A 2,912-nucleotide genomic window follows, 5' to 3' on the forward strand; every position below is an offset into this window, starting at 1 on the left:
GTTGGGGTGTCAGCAGGAACAGGCCTTCGCGCACGCTGGCGAGAATCTCCCGGTTTTCTTCGGTGGCAGCTTCAATCGCGGCGTCTGAAGTTTTGAGGCGGCGCAGGAACTTGAACAGAATGAAGGCGAAATTCAGCAGTGCCAGCACGATACCGCCGGTTTGCACCATGCGCAGCACGCTGGCACGCGAGGCGCCTATCTGCTGCGTTTCGGTCACGAAGTCGTTGGCCGCGCCCAGCAGCTGGATGTTGTAGGTCTGGCTGTAGGCCAGCGCGGCGGCCAATTCCTGCTGCGTGAAGTTGTCGCCTGCCAGCAGCGGCTGGAGCAGGGCGAAGTAGGGCTTCCAGATTTGCTCCACCTTTTCCTCGAGCTCACGGCCGCGGCTGGACACCACCGGCTCCAGGTAGACAGGTTTGCCGTCGCCGCCGGGAATGGTGCCGCCTTCGCGAAACGCCAGCTGCGACACCTGGAAGATTTTGGCGCCCGCACGCAGCTCCGCCAGGGTGTCGGCCCTGTAGGGCGCACCCGAGACGCGCATGGCATCAAGCTCCAGCAGGGTGCGCGCGACGCGTTGCGAGACGACGCGCTGGCGGCCGGAAAGGTTGATGGCCACGGTGTCCTGGTCAATCTTGAACGAGGTGTAGAAGTTCAGGACCAGCACACCCRGGTCAAACAGCAGGAAAAACGCGACTGCGATGATGATTTCACGGTACTTGCCGAGCGAGGAGAGGCCGTGCGATGCTGACGGCCGCGTGCTGGCTGGTGCGCCATGGGCGATTCTGTCGGCGCCGGGGATTGGCAAAACTGCAGACATTAAAAACCTCCCTTTGAAAATCCCGGAGCGGCTTGTTTGCCGCTTTTCCGGTCTGGCCTTTTCAGGCTGCTTTTTCGACGTGGCCCTGGCGGGTGTAAAGGAAATCGATCACGGCCTTGCGGTAACCCAGGTAACGGATGTCTTCGGCCAGCGCCACGCGGGAACGTGGGCGGGGCAGCTCTACTGGCAACACTTCGCCGATCGTGGCGGCGGGACCGTTGGTCATCATTACAATGCGGTCGCTCAGGAGAACGGCTTCGTCGACATCGTGGGTCACCATCACGACCGTGCTTTGCGTGGTGGCGACGATCTGCAGCAGTTCATCCTGCAGCTTGGCGCGGGTCAGCGCATCAAGGGCACCGAAAGGCTCGTCCAGCAGCAACACCTTGGGTTCCATCGACAGTGCGCGTGCAATGCCGACGCGCTGCTTCATGCCGCCCGAAATCTCGCCGGGACGTTTTTGCGCCGCTGGCGTCAGCCCGACCATGGCCAGTGCGGCGTCGGTGCGGGCCTTGAGCTGGGCCTTGTTTTCCGTGGCCGCAAAAACCCGCTCGACGGCAAGGTAAACGTTCTCGAAGCAGGTGAGCCAGGGCAGCAACGAATGGTTCTGGAATACGACGGCCCGCTCGGGTCCGGGGCCGGCGATTTCGCGGTTGGCGCACAGCAGGCTGCCCTCGGTGGGTGTGGTCAGGCCGGCAATCAGGTTGAGCAGCGTGGATTTGCCGCAGCCTGAATGGCCGATCAGTGTGACGAACTCGCCCTTGGCTACCGTGAGGTTGATGTTCTGCAGTGCGCAGAACGGCCCCTTTTTGGTCTTGAAAGTTTGCTCTACGCCCTGGATCTCGATGTACTTGGTAGTGAAGGATGTCATGGCTTGGTTCTCCTTTTGTTCGAGCGGTTCAGTTCTTGACTTCTTCAAACGTGAAGGCTGTTGCAAGCTTGATCAGTGCGAACTCCAGCACCAGCCCGACGATGCCGATCACGAAGATCGCGATGATGATGTTCTTGACGTTGAGGTTGTTCCACTCGTCCCAGACCCAGAAGCCGATGCCGACGCCACCGGTCAGCATCTCGGCGGCCACGATCACCAGCCAGGCGGTGCCGACAGCCAGACGAACGCCGGTCAGCATGTAGGGCAGCACGGCAGGAAAGAGGATCTTGGTCACGATCTTCCACTCGCTGAGATTGAGCACACGCGCCACGTTCATGTAGTCCTGCGGCACGCGTTGTACACCGACAGCCGTGTTGATGATCATGGGCCAGATGGAGCAAATGAAGATGGTCCAGATAGCAGCCGGGTTGGCACCCTTGAAGACCAGCAGACCAATCGGCAACCAGGCTAGCGGCGACACCGGGCGCAAGAGGCTGATCAGCGGGTTGAACATGCGGCTCAAAAAATTGAAGCGACCGATCATGAAGCCGACCGGTATGCCGACGACGGCCGCCATGCCAAAGCCCATGGCCACGCGCTTGAGCGACGACAGCACGTTCCAGCCCACGCCCTGGTCATTCGGCCCCTTGCTGTAAAACGGGTCGCTGAAGATCTGCACCGCCTGCACAAAGGTGTCTTTGGGCGAGGGAATGCTGCCGGCCGTGCCCATGAAAACAAGCTCCCAGATCAGCACCAGCAAACCGAGGCCCAACAGGGGGGGCAGGATGGTGAGCCAGAGCCAGGAGGCATCGCGGGATGGCTTGGTGGCGGGCATGGGTTTTATTGAAACGTTCATGTTGTTTTTGGCTGCGGAGCCCGTTGGATAAGCGCCGCCAGCTATCGAATTGATAGCGACGGCCTCTCTGGGCCTTTCGTTGCTGCGGCTTGCAGGGGTTGCCGCCTCCAGCGGGTTGTGAAATACGGCACTGACCATGGCGTCACCTCTTTACGTGGGAAGGTTGGGTGGGGTGTAGCGTGGATATAGCGTGGGTGTTCAGGCGTGAACCTTGAAACTGTCGGCGTATTTTTTCGGGTCCTTGCCGTCCCACACCGTGCCGTCCATCAGCTTGCTGCTGCGCATGATGTCTTTGGGAACGCTCGCCTTGGCAGCCGTCGCGGCCTGTTTGTAGACGTCGATGTGATTGATCTGTTTGGCGATGCCCAGGT

3 protein-coding genes and 1 pseudogene are annotated in these 2,912 nt (G+C 60.6%); all 4 read right to left on the reverse strand.

Features of this window, described 5'->3' with window-relative positions:
- The coding region (locus AC1DWI_RS18560) for a type IV pili methyl-accepting chemotaxis transducer N-terminal domain-containing protein (RefSeq protein ID WP_477725412.1) at positions 1-814 on the reverse strand (814 nt) is incomplete at its 3' end.
- 61 nt (positions 815-875) lie between these two features.
- Positions 876-1,685, reverse strand: a complete 810-nt coding sequence (locus AC1DWI_RS18565) for an ABC transporter ATP-binding protein (RefSeq protein WP_477648110.1) — start codon at positions 1,683-1,685, stop codon at positions 876-878.
- A 28-nt stretch (positions 1,686-1,713) separates the two neighbouring features.
- Entirely contained in the window at positions 1,714-2,679 is a 966-nt protein-coding gene (gene ntrB, locus AC1DWI_RS18570) for a nitrate ABC transporter permease (protein ID WP_477671581.1), read from the reverse strand.
- A gap of 60 nt (positions 2,680-2,739) precedes the next feature.
- Positions 2,740-2,912, reverse strand: a pseudogene (locus AC1DWI_RS18575) (nitrate ABC transporter substrate-binding protein); the annotation flags it as partial.

The organism is Polaromonas sp. P3_C2 (assembly GCF_056402675.1).